Below are 16,213 nucleotides of genomic sequence, written 5' to 3' on the forward strand. Positions count from 1 at the left end.
CAACAGTTTCCATCGATCGAGCGGCGTGTCGTGAGGAAGTTAGAGCGAGAGGAAATCCGATGCAATTGCCGCGCTCAGCGCGCGGCGAATTTGGCCTGCTGGCGCTTGGCCGAAGCAAGGATCGACTCCTGCGTCAGCCCGTCGTTGCGCACCATCACCGCGTCGAAGGCGAGATCGACGGTTACCGTCTTCACGTCCTCGTTCTGGTAACCGAGCGCGAGAGAGCCAAGCGGCCGTTCGTAGGGCATGGGACCAATCTCCGGCAGCACGACCATCTGGTCGAAGGCCTGCGGGGCATTGTTGACGGACGGTGCCGGCGGCGCCACCAGAATATGCGCACCCGGAGCAAGAGCGGGTGCCGCATTATAGCGCGCGCTCGGCGTCGAGCCGGCATAGGAGGTCGCCGACATCGGTACCGGCACGTTGGCCGGCGTCTCGTAATCTTCCGAACTCTGCAACTGGTCGCGGGTGATCTTGCGGTTGTTGGAGGCGACCATCACGCCGGTTGCGATCTGACCTTCCGGATTGACGCCGGGAATACGGCTGCCCTTCGGCGCGTAGGAGGCCATCAGATAGGGCATGTCGTGTCCGTCCATGCGGGCGCGACCGACATATTGCACGCGCACCTTGCCGGTGCCGCTGTGCTGCAGATCCAGCATGTCGGCTGTCTTGTTCGAAAGGTCGATAATGCGGCCCTCGTGATAGGGGCCGCGATCGTTGACGCGCACGATGACGGAGGAACCGCTTTCGAGATTGGTGACGCGCGCATAGCTCGGCAATGGGAAAGTCGGATGCGCCGCGGAAAGATGCATCTGGTCGTAGACTTCGCCGTTCGCCGTCAGGCGCCCATGAAAAGCCGAGCCATACCAGGAAGCGACGCCGACTTTGCTATAGGCAAAGTCTTCCTTCGGATAATACCACTTGCCCTTCACCTCGTAAGGGTTGCCGACGATATAGCGGCCGCCGCCCTTGGGGATATTGTTGCCGGTGGCGACCCGCGGGCTCGCCTTAACGCCATATTCGGATTCGGAGAAATATTCTTTGCCGTGGGATTTCTTCTTCGGCACCGCCTGCGTCGTGCCGCACGCCGCAACCGTCGCACACATCGCCGATACCGCCAGCCACCGTGCTGTCGTTGCGAAAGACGCCGCCCCGTATCCCAATGTCATATGCCCCACGCCGCTCAACGATCGTTATGGTTAAGGAACTTTGCCCCATACTGGGCCAATAACGCCTTATCCCCACCCGCCTAACGAGGATTTAATCTTGCTAAGTTCGTGGCAAATTTACGAACGATTTCGCAGCGATAGCGACAATTCTAATGATTATGGTTTATAAATCACTAACGCGAGCCTTGCCGCCCCGCCCTTCCGCTGCCGCAAAGAGGCCTGAAATTCCCGTGCCGATGCGGTGAATATGGTAAACATTCGGCCGCTTCAAAACGCTCGAAAAGCTTTATATTGAGACGCTGTCGGCGATATGACGCTATGCACACGCAGTGTCTCGTATTGACCCTCCGCAACTGCGCGGGAACGAAATGTCCGCCACCGGCTTTGAAGGTTTATGCCTTTGGAGGATCACCATGAACGATGAAATCATTATGCAGCTCGAGACGGTCAGCCAGCAGTTGCATGCCCGGTCTCGCGCGCTTTCTCAGCCAGATCAAGACAACGACATCGCAATCCTGATGTCGGCACTCGCGGTGACGATGGCGGCAGTTCGATCTCTTTGCGAGGATATGAACCAACTCAACGGTCCAAAGGGCCTCGGATCTGACGGACGTTAGATCTGATGTCTCCGGCGCAATTCACACAGAGCTTGCAGCGGCAACGAAATATGCGCCAAACGCAAACTCCCACCGGCGTCCAAAGCTTGCCGGCAGTATCTGAAAGAACAGCGCTTTCTTCCGTTGGATTGTCGCGCGGCGTTCATCGAAAAGTAGATTTTAGCCGCTATTCCAACCCCGCTTCTCATCTCATATCGGGTTCCGGCAATGGATCTTGCGACAGTCCTTCTTCTACACAAGTCTTCCTTCATCGTGGGGGCAATCTGCTTCTTTTACGTGAGATGGCGTTCTGGAGCGACGCCAGGGCTCGGCGTACTTGCCGTCGGTTTCTCCTTGCTCGCGATCGCCTCAACGCTCGCCGGTCTGGATGAGCGCCTTCACATGTCCAATGATGCCAGAACATTCTGGAGTTTTTCGCTTGGCGCCAATGGTTACGGGCTGATGGCGGTGGGTCTTTTCGGCCTCAGCCGGCGTCATAGCTCTCTTCGAGACTGGTGGCCGTTGCTCCTGCCCGTCGTTCTGACGCTGAGTGCCGCGATCACGCCGTGGTATTTGGACAACGGGCTCAGAGCATCCGTGTTCAACGGCAACGCCGCCATTCTGCTTGCCTTGTCAGGGTTCGTGATCGCCCGCGACTTCTTCGACGAGCGTCTGACCGCGCGGCTCGGTCTTTCCGCGGCTATTTTTGTAGCGACGTCTCTCTCCGCGTTGGTCGTGGTCGGTTTCATCTTTCCCAACGATGCGCCTCTTCCCCCGCGCTACGCATTCTTTTTGCTGATCATCTGTCATTTCGCAGTGGCTCTATTCGTGCTCGTGCTCGTGCAGGAACGAGCCGAAGAGAAGCTAACCAGACTTGCCAATACCGATATGCTGACCGGCGTTCCCAACCGGCAGCATTTCTTCAATTCGCTTCCTAAAGGCCTCGGACCCGGAGACGCATTCGTCCTTATCGATATCGACTTTTTCAAGAGTGTGAACGATCGGTTCGGACACGACAAAGGTGATGTTGTTCTCGTAAATGTTGCTCGGACGATTGCTGACAGCATACCCCAGTCCAGCGTCTTTGGTCGGCTGGGCGGCGAGGAGTTCAGCCTCTTCCTTCGCGGCGAAACCGAGGCCTCTGCTTTCGCACTCGCGGAGCAGATACGTGAGGCGGTCAACGCCTTGAGTCTCGTCTTCGACGGAAAACAGGTCTCACTGACCGTCAGCGCAGGTGTGGCGCTGTGGGAAGCGGGCCTCACGGAACAGGACGTCCAGAAGCGTGCGGATCAGGCGCTTTACAGTGCCAAAAATAACGGTCGCAACCGGGTGGAGTTGTTCACCGGCATCGGGTTGACCAATAGCACCCCTGCACTGGAACTGCGATCGGCCCGCGCAGGCTGACAAACACTGGAGCTCGGTCACGCTCAGACTGACTGGCACGCCATAGCGGAATGCCGGCATATGCTACAGAGCAAGTTGACGCTGCGATCAAAGCTGCTAAAACCCAGCCATCGAGTGATTGGGTCGCAAACCGGCACTAACAGCCGGTTGGAAGAAATCAACGAAATGTGATTTCTTAACCTTTCAATCAGATGGAAGAGTGTCCGAGTGGTTTAAGGAACCGGTCTTGAAAACCGGCGTGCGGGAGACCGTACCGTGGGTTCGAATCCCACCTCTTCCGCCATACCGCCAGTCGGCAGGATTTTACTCCCTCGCATGATCTCAGAATGACGGTCCATCCGGCCTGAAATCATAGATTGCTGGAAAAGCTTGCAAGCTGACGGCCGGCAATAGCTCTTACAATGCCGGAGGGCGTGTCCGAGATGTTTTGTAGGGTCGCGGTGCGACCCGATTAAAGGGTTTACGGCCTGGATATAGCGTGACCGGCAGCTGAAGACGCCGCCCCACTCACGAAAACAGCGAGTAGACCCAGAGGCCAACAGAACCCCAGAAGATAACCGGCATCAGTATCATTCCCAAAACGAAAATCTTCGTCACCGCAAAACCCCGCAACTCCACCAATGCCGCAAAATCTATTACGGTGACCGTGAGTTGCCATGGGCACGAAGTCCGGGATCGATCGGACCTTGGTCTAAGTTTCGATCGCTTATTGCATAGTTAAATCGGAATTGGTTCGGCGCCGGTAGGTCGCCGCCGCGATGGCAAGCGCCGTAGCGATCAATGCCGCTGCGACAGCGAAGGTGATCTGCATGCCTGAATGCACGGCCTCGGGACGCGCCGCGGCGATCTCGGATGCTGCCGATCCGTACGCGAACACGGCTCCCATGACGGATGCGCCGGTGATCAGCCCGAGATTGCGCGACAGGTGGAGCACGCCGGAGATGACGCCGCGCTGGTCGGCGCGGACATCCGCCATAACAGCCGTGTTGTTGGCTGCCTGGAACAGCTGATAGCCAGGCGTCAGCACAGCGATGGCGGTGATGTAGCCGGCGATTCCGGGCAGCACGGCGAGAGCGATGGAACCGGCGGCCATGGCGACGAGCCCTGCGGCAATGACGAAGGGCGCGTCCAGACGATCGACCAGGCGACCGGCCGGGACACCGCTGAGGATGGAGATGACGGGACCGATCGACATGACGGCTCCGACCAGCGCTTCGTTGAGCCCGAGCGCACGGGAGAGATAGAAGGGCGCGACCACCAGCGTCGCCATCATGACCGTCGAAACGAGCGCGTTCATCACCAGACTGGCGGTGAGCACGCGATTGCGGAATAGCGCCACCTGGATCAGCGGCGATGCCGTTCTGACCTCGGCGAAGACAAAGAGAGCGGCGCCGAAGCCGGCGGCGAGCAGCAGTGCCAGGTTCAACAGGCCAAAGCTGCCATGCCCGACCGTCATTGCCAGCGCATAGGCCGAAAGCGTCAGGGCAAGCAGTAGCGTGCCCAATGTATCGAAGCCGGCCCGATCCTTCTTCTTCTGTCCGCCGATCTCGTCCGGCAGATAACGATAGGCGAGAACGAAGGTCGCAATGCCGAGCGGTACGTTGACGAGGAAGATTGCCGGCCAGCCGAAAGAGGCGATCATGAGCCCGCCGAGCGACGGCCCAAGAGCCGTGCCGACCGCCGACATCGTTCCGAGCAGCCCCATGGCGCTCCCGGTCCTCGCCTTCGGCACCGTATCACCGACAAATGCCATGGTGAGCGCCATCATGATGGCCGCGCCCAGACCCTGTAGAGCGCGCGCCGCAATCATCAGCCACAGCGTCGGTGCAAGGCCGCAGACGACCGAGGCCAGCGTGAAGAGCAGGATGCCGATGAGCAGCAGCCGGCGGCGGCCGGTAATATCGCCGAGCCGCCCGACGCTGACGATCAGCGTGGTGATGGCAAGGAGATAGGCGAGCACGATCCACTGGACGTCCTGGAAGGAGGCGTTGAACGCCCGCGCCAGGCTCGGCAGGCCGACATTGGCGATGCTGGTGCCGAGCGATGGCAACAACATGGAGAGGGAAAGACTGGTGAGTGCCCAACGGACGGAATATGTGCGTTCGACACCGGCCTCGCCTGGCTCTGCAATGATCGGCTTCACCGTGAACTCCTCGTTACTGCTCCCGAAACGGAGCGAAGGAAACATAACGCTCCGGCCGATATGGCGAAACGCGCAGCATTTGCATTGTATTGATGCGTTTGGCGCCACATCAAACAGTGTTATATCGGATGTATGTCGACACCCGATCTCAACCTGCTTGTCACCCTGGATGTGCTGCTTGCCGAAGGCAGCGTTGCGCGTGCGGCCCAAAGGCTGCGGCTCAGCCCGTCGGCGATGAGCCGGGCGCTGGCGCGATTGCGCGAAACGACGGGCGATCCGCTGCTGGTGCGCGCCGGCCGCGGCCTCGTCCCCACGCCCCGGGCGCTCGAACTGCGCGAACGGGTCGGCCGGATCGTCGAGGAGGCGCAAACGGTCCTGCGCCCTGCCGAGGCGCTCGACCTTCAACGCCTGGTCCGAACGTTCACGCTGCGCGCCAGCGAGGGCTTCGCCGAGAGCTTCGGACCCGATCTTATCGCCCGCCTCGGTGGTGATGCGCCCGGCGTGCGGCTGCGTTTCGTGCAGAAGCCAGACAAGGACAGCGCCCCATTGCGCGACGGAAGCGTCGACCTGGAAACCGGTGTCGTCGGCGACACGATGGGCCCGGAGGTGCGGGCGCAAGCCCTGTTCCGCGACCGCTTCATCGGGGTCGTTCGAACGGGGCATGCGCTTTGCCGGGACGATGTCACACCCTCCCGATATGCGGCCGGCCGGCACATCCATGTCTCGCGGCGCGGGCTCGACAAGGGCGCGATCGATGAAGCCCTTGATGCGCTCGGGCTGGAACGGCAGATTGCCACCATCGTCGGCGGTTTTTCCACCGCGCTGGCTCTCGCCCGCGCGTCGGATTTGATCGCCAGCGTGCCGGAACGGCACACCGGAGCTTTGCGCCAGGGGATGCACAGTTTTCCCCTGCCGGTTCCGACCCCTGAGATCACCGTTTCACTGCTGTGGCATCCCCGGATGGATGCCGATCCGGCCCATCGCTGGCTGCGCGGCTGCGTTCGGGACGCTTGCGCGGCGGGGTGATCGGCGGCCACGTCGAACTGACCGGCGAGTGATCGATCCGTTCGCAATGGTTGACTATCCCTTGTAGACGTGATTTCCCGCGCCCAAGATCATCAGGCGAATTATCAGGCGGAAACATCATGGCCGACGACATCATCGTAAAGGACAGCAACGGAAGCCAGCTTCACGATGGCGATTCCGTGACGCTGATCAAGGACCTCAAGGTCAAGGGAACCTCCGAGACGCTGAAGCGCGGAACGCTGGTCAAGGGCATTCGCCTGACCTCCAATCTCGGCGAGATCGAGTGCAACACCAAGCAGGTCAAGGGTCTGGTGTTGAAAACGGAATTCCTCAAGAAGGCATAGGATCGGCCTCGCCCGCCCCGTCCTGCGGCACTTCCTCGGTGATCACCTCGAAGCGGGAGAGCGTTGCCGGGCCGAAGGCCGTCGACATCGCGACGTCGGTGGCGTCGCGGCCGGTCCCCATCAGTATCCTGCCGATGCGCGGCCTATTGTGGCGGGCATCGACCGTATGCCAGTGGCCGCCGAGAAAAACCTCGAACCAGGCGCTGAAATCCATTGGATTGGGATCGATCGGGACACCGATATCGCCGAGATAACCGGTGCAGTATCGGGCTGGGATATTCATGCATCGGCAAAGCGCGATGGCGAGGTGGGCAAAGTCGCGGCAGACGCCGGCCTTGTCGGTGAAGCCGCCATGCGCGGTTCGCAGCAAATCGGCCTTCTGGTAGTCGAAGGTGATGTGGTCATGAACGAAATCGCAGATCGCCTGGACGCGCGCCCAGCCGAGCGGCGTCGACGAGAATGTTGCCCAGGCAAAATCGCCAAGCCTGTCGGTGTCGCAATAGCGGCTGCCGAGCAGGAAGACGAGCACATCGTCCGGCAGGTCATTGATCGCATGTTGGATGGCATCGTCGGGAACTATGTCCGGTTGCCCGCTGTCATAGATCTCGAATTCCGTGGAAATCGTTGTAAGGCCTGGCGGGGCGACGATCCGGCTGCAGGCATTGCCGAACACATCGGTATAGCCCCAGGCCTCGATCGGCTGGTCGAATGTCAGCACCTGCTCGCTGAGAAGATCGGCGCGACGGGAGGGATGAATATTGAGGACGAGCAGCATCGGTGTCGGCTGCGTACATTCATAGCCCAAATGAAACCCGGCGCGTATCTTCATTGTGGCTTCCTTGTGTCCCACATAGGTGGCGTGACTATGCAACGTGGATCGCGCTGCCCGGTTCCCGCAGCCGCGGCTGTCGCCGCAAAACTCGGGATGTCCGATATTACTTCGTGGTGACGTTGACCTGCACCGTCATGCTGTCGAAATCCGTCCCATCCCCATCATAGCTGCCGCTCAACGGGACTGCCTGGCGCGGATCGCGGGCAACGGCGACACGAATGAGATCGCGGTTGCCGACGATCCCATTGGTCGGATCGAACTCCGTCCAGCCGGCGCCCGGAAGATAAATCTGGCACCACGCATGGGTGGAACCGCCGCCGAGCACGGTGGAGCCGTCGCGATCGGGAACATAGACATAACCCGTGACAAACCGCGCCGCGAGGCCGAGGACGCGTGCCGCCTCCATCATCAGCAGCGCGAAATCCCGGCAGGTGCCGGAGCGAAGCTGCAAAGTCTGCTGCGGCGTCTGCGTTCCGTGCTCCATCCGGCGCGCATAGACGAAGCTTTCCCGAATGGCATAACAGAGCGTCATCAGCAGATGCCCGGTCTCTGTCGGACGTCCCTGCCGCACGAACTGGCGCGCCCAGCGTCCGACATCGTCGTTGGGGTCGGGATAATGGCGCTGCATCGCCGGCGTCAGATCGGCAATTTCGTCCTTGTCGTAGGAGAATGGATAGGTCAGGGCCTGGTCGTCTACCTTGAGATCAAGGGCGACCTGGGGTGTGTGATCGAGCGTGATCCAGGTTTCGAAACGAAGCTCGGACGCCGGCCTCGAAAAATCGATGAGCGCCACGCAATTGCCGAAAACATCGTGGATCCAGCGCACATGACTTTCCTTAGGATATATCGTCAACGACGCTTCGATCAGCCGCTGGTCAAAACTGTCGCGCGGCCGGAACATCAGGCGATGCTCGCCGAAATCGACCGCCCTGACGTACCGATAGGACGTGATGTGGCGGACGGAAAAAATCGTCATCGGCCGCCGTCCGGTAATCTTTTCACTTCCTTGCTCCAAGACGGCGACGCCGCTCTTCCTCTACGGAGGCGCCCTCGCCGCTTCGCCGCTCATCCCGATTTCTTGTCATATAAGCACATTCGAAAAATTGCTATTCTACATCAAGCGATCGACGGCAGAGCCGTCCAACCTAAGAGGATAAAATGCATATCATCTGGGACGTTCTGACGCTTCTGCTGACAATCGGCTCGCTCTATGGCGGTCGCGAATACCGGATTATTCGCGCCCGTGCCCGCGCCCAGAACTGGGGCAACTTCTGATTGGATTAGACTTGAACGCATCGCTGTCGCCACGGTGGCGGTTACGTCGAATGACGTAAAGCCATACGCTTAAGGAAATGCTTCATTAGCCGAGACGGCGTCTATCCGTCCATTCTCCCTGTTATTGCAAGCCCGCCTCACCCCAGGCGGGCTTTTTTCGCCGTTGACCCTTCTTCGCCTGCCGCGAGAATATTGGCGCGCGTCTCACTTCTTGGCACCTGCCGAAAGCACCCGATGTGTCGCATTGTCCATGGCGTGGCTCGCCTCCTGCCCATCCTTCTTCAGCCCGTATGCGGTATTGCCGCAGCCGGAAAGCGTGAGCAGGCAGATGCAGGCGATGGCGATTGCAGCTTTTGACATCGAGTTTCCCCAGATGGAGTGGCGATCAGGGAAAGATGATGCATTTCCTGCCAAAATCAATCCGCCGGCCTTCGGTGCGGATCGCATATGGAACTCTATGGCGCGAGCGGCGTTTACAGAAGCCATCCAACCGGGATCAACGACATGGATTATCAGATTGCCTTCGCCGCGACCGTCGCGACAGCGTCCTTCCTCGTCTTCATGCTCGTCGTTCACCGGACATAATCGCCCGGAGGTGTGTAGCGGTGCCGGCAGAACCCCATGCATTAAAACAAAGCGCTAAAACGCGTTGCATGAATTATTTTGATGCGACGGACTTCAGACGTTCATAGCACCGACGACACGACGGAGATTAAGGTTGGCACAATAAACGCAGCTTATCCGTCAGTGCACCCCCAAATATTAGACAAGAAACGTTTCAATTTATACAAGCATTTAAACCATTATCGAATGTATTTAATTTTAGTTAAATGTCACGTTTAACTATCCATTAACAATATCCTTGCGCGCCGTCCACTTCCGCTTATGCTTTATGCAAAGGGGAGAGGAACGATGTTTAGCAAAAGCCTGATCATGCCGGTGGGATTTGCAATACTTGCCATTGCTGGCCTCTTGTTTCAGATTGCTATCCACGCGTTGGAGTCCCCTGTTACCATGCTGCAGCCGTAAGTCACATAAGCTGCTGAACGCGCGAGCAATCTCGTAACTGGGAGTGGAACTTCCCTTCGATTCGTGCATTCTGTGACTCGTTTTGCCAGGAGGGAGATAATCATGGAAAACGCAGGCGTGGGTTGGATTGCAGCCATCATCATCGGTGGCATCGCCGGATGGCTGGCGGAAAAGGTCATGAGCAGCAGCATGGGCTTGCTCATGAACATATTGCTCGGCATCGTCGGCGCCATCGTCGCCAACTGGATCCTGGGTCTGCTGCACATCCAGCCGCTTGCAGGTTGGCTGGGTTATCTGATCACCGGCTTTATCGGTGCCTGCATCCTGATTTTCATCGGGCGCGTCATCCGCCGCTGAAGGTCGCGCTAGCCTTCAAACATCGAAAGCCGGGCTATCATTGCGCCCGGCTTTTCATTGTCCTGAATTCTTTCTAGCGGCGGCTCAGCAGGCCGAAAACATAGGCAATGCCTGCCGTCACCGCGAGCGCCATCAGCGGTTCTTCACGAACCTTGTCGCGCAGCTGTTCCGTCATCAGCGATGCCTCGTCGGTCACCGCCGACTTTGCCCCCTGGCCGAGCGCGACCACGCTTTCCGTCAGCCGGGAGAGATCGTTGCGAAGGGCCGCGACCTGCGCCGACAGATCGTCTGCTGCGATATCGGCCTTGACCCGCGCAGCGGTGGATTCGGCGGAAGCGGTTTTCAATTCAGCCATGGTCTGCTCCTGTTTCATGGGATGCGGCTTCAACGAAATGGCGGCCCGAAAGGTTCCGCCGCAACCGATCTTTTGTTCGCCGCAGAGCCGCCACGCCGCCGCCGCCGCCCGGCGCAGCTTTTCGCGCGACAAACCCTTCATTTCCTGTCGCGTTTGTTCTAAGGAACGTCAAATGTCCGCCCGCGCGCGGGTTAATGATACTGCGAGGTTTGCGTTTCTATGTTCCATATCCTGAGAAGAGCCGCTCAGACCTGGGTCGCCAAGCTGCTGATGCTTCTGCTGGTCGCGTCCTTCGGCATCTGGGGCGTCTCCCGGTCGCTGATTACCGGCAGCAACAGCACCACGGTCGTGACCGTCGGCGATCAGCATGTGGACGTCAACGAATTCCACCTCGCCTACCAGCGCCAGGTGGCAAGCCTCAGCCAGCAGTTCGGCACGCGCCTCACGCCGGAACAGGCCCGCGCCTTCGGCGTCGAGCAGCAGGTGCTGGCCCAGCTCGTCGCCGGCGCCTCGCTCGATCAGCTTGCCGAAGAAATGAACCTCGGGCTGTCCGAAGATCGCCTCGCCCAGTTGATCGCCGATGATCCTGCATTCAAGGCTGTCAACGGCAAGTTCGACCGTGAACTCTTCATCTCGCGCCTGCGCAATGCCAATATCCGCCAGGATGATTACATCAAGGAGCGCAGCAAGGTCGCCGTCCGCAGCCAGGTCGTCGATGCCATCTCGAACGGCTTTACCGCTCCGAAGACGCTGGTCGACGCCCTGAAGCTCTATGGCGGTGAAAGCCGCAGCGTCGACTATTTGCTGCTCACCAACGCCAATATCGAGCCGATCAAGGCGCCTGCCGACGACGTGCTGGCGGCGTGGTTCGAGGGTGTGAAGCAACGCTACCAGGCGCCTGAGTACCGCAAGCTCGTCTATCTCAAGCTGCAGCCCGCCGATATCGCTGACGCAGCGACGGTCGCCGACGACCAGATCCACGAAGCCTTCGACAAGAGCAAGGATACCTACCGCACGCCGGAAAGCCGCACCATCGAACAGCTGACCTTCACCAGCAAGGATCTTGCCACCGCCGCCGAAACGGCCCTGAAGGGCGGCACCAGCTTCGATCAACTGGTCTCCGACCAGGGCAAGACGGCAAGCGACGTACTGCTCGGCGAGTTCACCAAGGACAAGGTTCCCGACCAGGCTGTTGCCGATGCGGCCTTCGCGGTTTCGCGCGATGGCGGCACGACACCTGTGGTCGAGGGCTCCTTCGGTTCCGTCATCCTGCGCATCACCAACATCAAGCCGGAAACGACCAAGAATTTCGACGAGGTGAAGGAGGACATCCGCAGGCAGCTGGCGCTTTCCAATGCCTCTCAGGAAGTGATCAACGTTCATGACCGCATCGAGGATCTGCGCGCCGGCGGCGCCACGCTCGAGGATATCGCCGGCCAGTTGAAGCTGAAGGCCGTGGCCGTCGACGCCGTCGATATGACCGGCGCAGACAAGGACGGCAAAGAGGTCAAGGATATTCCCGTCAAGCAGCAGCTGCTCGGCGAAGCCTTCAAGACCGAGGTCGCCGTCGATGCGCCGCCGCTGCCGATCGGCAATGATGGCTATGTCTGGTTCAACGTCCGCGAAATCACGCCGACCCGCGAGCGCCCGGTCGCCGAGGTGCGCGAAAAGGCGGTCGAGGACTGGACGGCGGAACAGCAGAAAGCCGAACTTGCCAAGAAGGCCGACGAATTGAAGGCCGCAGCCGCCAAGGGCACCGCGCTTGCCGATATCGCAACGCCGCTCGGCATCGCCGTCGAAAGCAAGAGCGGCGTCACCCGCTCAACCGATGATCCGGTGCTTGGCCGCGCCGGCGTCACCGCCGCTTTCTCCGGCCCCATCGATACGGTCGCGAGCGCTGTCGGCGCCGATCCGTCGACGCAGATCCTGATGAAGGTCACAGAGGTCAACAGCGAGCCGACCAGCGATGCGCTGAACAACCGCGATGCCCAGATCACCGCCATGGCCAATGCCGCCGGCGACGATATTCTCGATCAGATGGTCAACCTGCTGCAGACGCAGTACGGCGCGCAGATCAACCAGACGCTCGCCGAACAGGCGACGCTTCGTTAGGAGGCCTTTATGACCGATCTGAAGCCGTTCCTGGCCAAGGCCGCAAGCCGCGAGCCGCTGACGCGTGACGAGGCTCGCGCCGCCTTCGACATCCTGATGTCGGGCCAAGCGACGCCCTCGCAGATCGGCGGCTTCCTGATGGCGCTGCGCGTGCGTGGCGAAACCGTCGACGAGATCGTCGGCGCCGTCACCGCGATGCGCTCGAAGATGCTGACCGTCGAGGCTCCGGCCGATGCGATCGACATCGTCGGCACCGGCGGCGATGCCAGCGGCACCTACAATATCTCGACGCTGGCGGCGCTGATCGTCGCCGGCGCCGGTGTCCCCGTCGCAAAACACGGCAACCGGGCGCTGAGTTCGAAGTCGGGTGCGGCGGACAATCTGGCGGCACTCGGCGTCAAGCTCGATGTCGGCCCCGAGATCATTTCCCGCTGCATCACTGAGGCCGGCGTCGGCTTCATGTTCGCGCAGCTTCATCATTCCGCCATGCGCCATGTCGGCCCATCCCGGGTCGAACTCGGCACCCGCACCATCTTCAACTTGCTCGGGCCGCTCTCCAGTCCGGCCGGCGTCCGCCGCCAGCTGCTGGGGGTCTTCTCGCCGCAATGGCTGGTGCCGCTTGCGGAAGTCATGCGCGATCTCGGCTCCGAATGCGTCTGGGTGGTTCATGGCGACGGCCTCGATGAGATCACCACGACCGGCATCACCAAGGTAGCCGCACTCGAAAACGGCAAGATCCGCACCTTCGAGCTGTCGCCCGCCGATTTCGGCGTCAGCCCCAGCGTGCTTGCCGACATCAAGGGCGGCGATGGTGTCGCCAACGCCGCAGCGCTTCGCGAGGTGCTCAGCGGCGCGAAGAACGCCTATCGCGATATATCGCTTGCCAATGCCGCCGCCTCGCTGGTGATCGCCGGCAAGGTCGAAACGATTCGCGACGGCATGACGCTCGCGGCGCAGTCGCTCGATAGCGGCGCCACCGCGCTCGCTCTCGACAAACTCATCGCCGTTTCCAACGATATCGACTAGGATTACCCCGATGACCGATATCCTGAAGAAGATCGAACTTTACAAGCGTGAGGAGATCGCCGCCGCCAAGGCTGCGGTGTCGCTTGCCGACCTGAAGGCGATGCAGGCCGGCCAGTCCGCCCCGCGTGGCTTCCATCGCGCCCTTGCTGCCAAGCGTGACGCCGGCAATTTCGGTCTGATCGCCGAGATCAAGAAGGCGAGCCCGTCGAAGGGGCTGATCCGCTCGGATTTCGATCCGCCGGCGCTGGCAAAGGCCTACGAAGCCGGTGGCGCGGCCTGCCTTTCCGTGCTGACCGATACGCCGAGCTTTCAGGGTGCGCCGGAATTCCTGACGACGGCACGGGCCGCCTGCGGTCTACCCGCTTTGCGCAAGGATTTCATGTTCGAGACCTATCAGGTGCATGAGGCGCGCGCCTGGGGTGCTGACTGCATCCTGCTGATCATGGCCTCGCTTTCTAATGACGAGGCCGAGCGTCTGCAGGACGAAGCTTTCTCGCTCGGCATGGACGTGCTGGTCGAGGTCCACGACGCCGAGGAGATGGAGCGGGCGCTAAAACTGTCCTCGCCGCTCATCGGCATCAACAACCGCAATCTGCGTACTTTCGAGGTCAGCCTGACTGTCAGCGAGACGCTGGCCGCCATGGTTCCGGCAGACCGGCTCCTCATCGGCGAAAGCGGCATCTTCACCAATGCCGATTGCAAGCGCCTGCAGGCCGTCGATATCAGCACCTTCCTTGTCGGCGAAAGCCTGATGCGAAAGGATGACGTGACGGCCGCCACCCGCGCGCTGCTCTTTGGCGAAGCCCCCATCGCGGCCGAATGATATGAGCGGCGGAAAGGCTAACCTAACGCATATCGATGCCTCCGGCGAGGCGCATATGGTCGACGTTTCCGACAAGGCCGAGACGCTGCGTATCGCCACGGCCGAGGGCTATGTGAAGATGGCGCCGGAAACACTCGCGCTCATTCGACAAGGCAATGCCAAGAAGGGCGATGTGATCGGCACGGCGCGCCTTGCCGGCATCCTGGCGGCAAAACGTACCGCCGATCTCATCCCGCTCTGCCATCCGCTGATGCTGACGAAGGTGACCGTCGAGATCGAGGAAGACGCCGCCCTGCCTGGTCTGCGCGTCACGGCAACCGCCAAGTTGACCGGCAAGACCGGTGTGGAGATGGAGGCGTTGACCGCCGTCTCGGTCGCCTGCCTTACGATCTACGATATGGCCAAGGCCGCCGACAAGACAATGGAGATCGGCGGCGTCAGGCTGCTCGAAAAATCCGGCGGCAAGTCGGGCAATTTCCGTCATCCGGAGGCGAGATGAACCTTCTCCCGGTCGCCGAGGCGCAGAACCGTCTCCTGTCCCGCGCCAAGCCCGTCGAAGCCTCTGAAACGCTGCCACTTATCGATGCCGAAGGCCGCGTCCTGGCCGTCGATCTCAAGGCAGGCCTGACCCAGCCGCCCTTCAACTCCTCCGCTATGGATGGTTACGCCCTACGTCGCGAAGACGCGCCGGAGCCGGGCGCCTTGCTGAAGCTGATCGGCACCTCCGCCGCCGGCCATGCCTTCCAAGGCGAGGTCGGCAAAGGCGAGACCGTCCGCATCTTCACCGGCGCCCCAGTTCCCGCAGGCGCCGACAGCGTCCTTCTGCAGGAGGATGCCGAGAAGACTGAAGGCGGCATCCGAACCAATTTTCCTGTGCGGCAGGGCCAGCATGTGCGTCCCCGCGGCCAGGATTTTGCCGAAGGCGAAGCCGTGCTGTCGGCCGGCACAGTGCTTGATTTCTCGCGGCTGACGGTCGCTGCCGGCATGAACCGGCCCGATGTCGAGATTCTCAAACGCCCGCTGATCGCCATCCTTGCGACCGGCGACGAATTGCTGCCGCCCGGAAGCGCGCCCGGCCCGTCGCAGATCATCGCATCCAATACATTCGGTATTGCAGCCCTTGCCCGCAAAGCCGGCGCAGAGGTGCTCGATCTCGGCATTGTCCCGGACGACAAAGCCAGGATCACCGCGGCGATCGACGCGGCGCGAGACGCCGAGGCCGATGTCATCGTCACGCTCGGCGGCGCTTCGGTCGGCGACCACGATCTGGTGCAGGCGACGCTGATCGAGGCCGGCATGCAGCTGGATTTCTGGCGCATCGCCATGCGTCCCGGCAAACCGCTGATGGTCGGCAGCTTCGGCGAGACCCATGTGCTCGGCCTGCCCGGCAATCCGGTATCGAGCCTCGTCTGCTCGCTGCTCTTCCTGGAGCCGCTGATCCGCAAACTCGCCTCCCTGCCGCCGGTGCGGCGCGAGACAATGGTGGAGGCAGCCGTCACGCTGCGCGTCAATGACCACCGCCAGGACTATATCAGGGCGAAACTCTCGAAATCCGCCGCCGGGAACTGGCTCGCCGAACCCTTCGACAAACAGGATTCGTCGATGATGAAGGTGTTTGCGCAAGCCGATTGCCTGATCATCCGCCCGCCGCATGCACCGGAGCTACCGGCTGGAGCGCCCTGCCCGGTCATGCTGTTGCGGCCGGATCTTCTGGCATAGTCG

Annotated in this window: 17 protein-coding genes and 1 tRNA gene; 12 read left to right on the top strand and 6 right to left on the bottom strand. The window is 60.9% G+C overall.

Annotated elements, in window-relative coordinates:
* Positions 1-74: 74 nt before the first annotated feature.
* Positions 75-1,169 carry a septal ring lytic transglycosylase RlpA family protein gene (locus tag HJB84_RS11785; RefSeq protein WP_221116002.1) on the bottom strand — a complete coding sequence of 365 codons (1,095 nt, stop codon included), beginning with the start codon at positions 1,167-1,169 and terminating at the stop codon, positions 75-77.
* Positions 1,170-1,582: 413 nt separating this feature from the next.
* Between HJB84_RS11785 and HJB84_RS11790 the strand changes: the two genes are divergently transcribed.
* The 3 genes from HJB84_RS11790 to HJB84_RS11800 all read left to right on the top strand — a co-directional run bounded on the left by HJB84_RS11790 (position 1,583) and on the right by HJB84_RS11800 (position 3,452).
* A complete protein-coding gene (locus HJB84_RS11790) occupies positions 1,583-1,786 on the top strand; it encodes a hypothetical protein (RefSeq protein ID WP_207580518.1) in 204 nt (67 codons plus the stop codon).
* A 207-nt stretch (positions 1,787-1,993) separates the two neighbouring features.
* On the top strand, positions 1,994-3,169 hold the full coding sequence (locus tag HJB84_RS11795) for a GGDEF domain-containing protein (protein WP_221116003.1): 1,176 nt from the start codon (positions 1,994-1,996) through the stop codon (positions 3,167-3,169).
* 193 nt (positions 3,170-3,362) lie between these two features.
* Positions 3,363-3,452 (top strand) — tRNA-Ser (locus HJB84_RS11800).
* A 423-nt stretch (positions 3,453-3,875) separates the two neighbouring features.
* Here the strand turns inward: HJB84_RS11800 and HJB84_RS11805 are convergent.
* Positions 3,876-5,312 carry an MFS transporter gene (locus tag HJB84_RS11805; protein ID WP_221116004.1) on the bottom strand — a complete coding sequence of 479 codons (1,437 nt, stop codon included), beginning with the start codon at positions 5,310-5,312 and terminating at the stop codon, positions 3,876-3,878.
* Between the two features lie 132 nt (positions 5,313-5,444).
* Here HJB84_RS11805 and HJB84_RS11810 point away from each other — a divergent pair, with 132 nt between their 5' ends.
* Both HJB84_RS11810 and HJB84_RS11815 read left to right on the top strand, forming a co-directional pair.
* On the top strand, positions 5,445-6,338 hold the full coding sequence (locus HJB84_RS11810; protein ID WP_221116005.1) for a LysR family transcriptional regulator: 894 nt from the start codon (positions 5,445-5,447) through the stop codon (positions 6,336-6,338).
* 119 nt (positions 6,339-6,457) lie between these two features.
* Positions 6,458-6,682, top strand: coding sequence for an alkylphosphonate utilization protein (locus HJB84_RS11815; RefSeq protein WP_207580522.1), 225 nt, complete (start codon positions 6,458-6,460; stop codon positions 6,680-6,682).
* Here HJB84_RS11815 and HJB84_RS11820 read toward each other — a convergent pair.
* From HJB84_RS11820 to HJB84_RS11830, 3 genes are all read right to left on the bottom strand, one after another.
* Positions 6,669-7,511 carry a transglutaminase family protein gene (locus tag HJB84_RS11820; RefSeq protein WP_207580523.1) on the bottom strand — a complete coding sequence of 281 codons (843 nt, stop codon included), beginning with the start codon at positions 7,509-7,511 and terminating at the stop codon, positions 6,669-6,671. The genes HJB84_RS11815 and HJB84_RS11820 overlap by 14 nt on opposite strands.
* Before the next feature lie 106 nt (positions 7,512-7,617).
* Positions 7,618-8,490 (bottom strand): transglutaminase family protein, encoded by an 873-nt coding sequence (locus HJB84_RS11825; protein WP_207580524.1) that lies wholly within the window; start codon positions 8,488-8,490, stop codon positions 7,618-7,620.
* 503 nt (positions 8,491-8,993) lie between these two features.
* A complete protein-coding gene (locus HJB84_RS11830) occupies positions 8,994-9,149 on the bottom strand; it encodes a hypothetical protein (RefSeq protein ID WP_018495827.1) in 156 nt (51 codons plus the stop codon).
* An 87-nt stretch (positions 9,150-9,236) separates the two neighbouring features.
* Between HJB84_RS11830 and HJB84_RS11835 the strand changes: the two genes are divergently transcribed.
* Positions 9,237-9,374 carry a hypothetical protein gene (locus HJB84_RS11835; RefSeq protein ID WP_207580526.1) on the top strand — a complete coding sequence of 46 codons (138 nt, stop codon included), beginning with the start codon at positions 9,237-9,239 and terminating at the stop codon, positions 9,372-9,374.
* 546 nt (positions 9,375-9,920) lie between these two features.
* Entirely contained in the window at positions 9,921-10,175 is a 255-nt protein-coding gene (locus HJB84_RS11840; protein WP_207580527.1) for a GlsB/YeaQ/YmgE family stress response membrane protein, read from the top strand.
* 73 nt (positions 10,176-10,248) lie between these two features.
* Here the strand turns inward: HJB84_RS11840 and HJB84_RS11845 are convergent, their stop codons facing one another.
* Positions 10,249-10,530 carry a hypothetical protein gene (locus HJB84_RS11845; protein WP_026188395.1) on the bottom strand — a complete coding sequence of 94 codons (282 nt, stop codon included), beginning with the start codon at positions 10,528-10,530 and terminating at the stop codon, positions 10,249-10,251.
* A 219-nt stretch (positions 10,531-10,749) separates the two neighbouring features.
* Between HJB84_RS11845 and HJB84_RS11850 the strand changes: the two genes are divergently transcribed.
* Genes HJB84_RS11850 through glp form a run of 5 tightly spaced genes read left to right on the top strand, consistent with a single transcriptional unit; the run spans position 10,750 to position 16,210 of the window.
* On the top strand, positions 10,750-12,642 hold the full coding sequence (locus HJB84_RS11850) for a peptidylprolyl isomerase (protein ID WP_221116006.1): 1,893 nt from the start codon (positions 10,750-10,752) through the stop codon (positions 12,640-12,642).
* Between the two features lie 9 nt (positions 12,643-12,651).
* Entirely contained in the window at positions 12,652-13,668 is a 1,017-nt protein-coding gene (trpD, locus tag HJB84_RS11855) for an anthranilate phosphoribosyltransferase (RefSeq protein WP_207580529.1), read from the top strand.
* Between the two features lie 10 nt (positions 13,669-13,678).
* Positions 13,679-14,491: an indole-3-glycerol phosphate synthase TrpC gene (trpC, locus tag HJB84_RS11860; protein ID WP_221116007.1), complete on the top strand. Its 813-nt coding sequence runs from the start codon at positions 13,679-13,681 to the stop codon at positions 14,489-14,491.
* A gap of 1 nt (position 14,492) precedes the next feature.
* A complete protein-coding gene (gene moaC / locus HJB84_RS11865) occupies positions 14,493-14,990 on the top strand; it encodes a cyclic pyranopterin monophosphate synthase MoaC (RefSeq protein WP_221116008.1) in 498 nt (165 codons plus the stop codon).
* Complete coding sequence (gene glp, locus HJB84_RS11870) at positions 14,987-16,210, top strand: gephyrin-like molybdotransferase Glp (RefSeq protein WP_207580532.1); 1,224 nt, start codon at positions 14,987-14,989, stop codon at positions 16,208-16,210. The genes moaC and glp overlap by 4 nt, the downstream gene beginning before the upstream one ends.
* The last annotated feature ends 3 nt before the right edge of the window (positions 16,211-16,213 follow it).

Source organism: Rhizobium sp. NZLR1b (assembly GCF_019685155.1).
In the GTDB taxonomy this organism is placed as follows: Bacteria; Pseudomonadota; Alphaproteobacteria; order Rhizobiales; family Rhizobiaceae; genus Rhizobium.

Excerpts from the sequence above, each read along its gene's own strand:
- HJB84_RS11785 (WP_221116002.1), bottom strand. The coding sequence starts at position 1,169 with ATGACATTGGGATACGGGGCGGCGTCTTTCGCAACGACAGCACGGTGG.
- HJB84_RS11790 (WP_207580518.1), top strand. The coding sequence starts at position 1,583 with ATGAACGATGAAATCATTATGCAGCTCGAGACGGTCAGCCAGCAGTTG.
- HJB84_RS11795 (WP_221116003.1), top strand. The coding sequence starts at position 1,994 with ATGGATCTTGCGACAGTCCTTCTTCTACACAAGTCTTCCTTCATCGTG.
- HJB84_RS11810 (WP_221116005.1), top strand. The coding sequence starts at position 5,445 with ATGTCGACACCCGATCTCAACCTGCTTGTCACCCTGGATGTGCTGCTT.
- HJB84_RS11815 (WP_207580522.1), top strand. The coding sequence starts at position 6,458 with ATGGCCGACGACATCATCGTAAAGGACAGCAACGGAAGCCAGCTTCAC.
- HJB84_RS11820 (WP_207580523.1), bottom strand. The coding sequence starts at position 7,511 with ATGAAGATACGCGCCGGGTTTCATTTGGGCTATGAATGTACGCAGCCG.
- HJB84_RS11825 (WP_207580524.1), bottom strand. The coding sequence starts at position 8,490 with ATGACGATTTTTTCCGTCCGCCACATCACGTCCTATCGGTACGTCAGG.
- HJB84_RS11830 (WP_018495827.1), bottom strand. The coding sequence starts at position 9,149 with ATGTCAAAAGCTGCAATCGCCATCGCCTGCATCTGCCTGCTCACGCTT.
- HJB84_RS11835 (WP_207580526.1), top strand. The coding sequence starts at position 9,237 with ATGGAACTCTATGGCGCGAGCGGCGTTTACAGAAGCCATCCAACCGGG.
- HJB84_RS11840 (WP_207580527.1), top strand. The coding sequence starts at position 9,921 with ATGGAAAACGCAGGCGTGGGTTGGATTGCAGCCATCATCATCGGTGGC.
- HJB84_RS11845 (WP_026188395.1), bottom strand. The coding sequence starts at position 10,530 with ATGGCTGAATTGAAAACCGCTTCCGCCGAATCCACCGCTGCGCGGGTC.
- HJB84_RS11850 (WP_221116006.1), top strand. The coding sequence starts at position 10,750 with ATGTTCCATATCCTGAGAAGAGCCGCTCAGACCTGGGTCGCCAAGCTG.
- trpD (WP_207580529.1), top strand. The coding sequence starts at position 12,652 with ATGACCGATCTGAAGCCGTTCCTGGCCAAGGCCGCAAGCCGCGAGCCG.
- trpC (WP_221116007.1), top strand. The coding sequence starts at position 13,679 with ATGACCGATATCCTGAAGAAGATCGAACTTTACAAGCGTGAGGAGATC.
- moaC (WP_221116008.1), top strand. The coding sequence starts at position 14,493 with ATGAGCGGCGGAAAGGCTAACCTAACGCATATCGATGCCTCCGGCGAG.
- glp (WP_207580532.1), top strand. The coding sequence starts at position 14,987 with ATGAACCTTCTCCCGGTCGCCGAGGCGCAGAACCGTCTCCTGTCCCGC.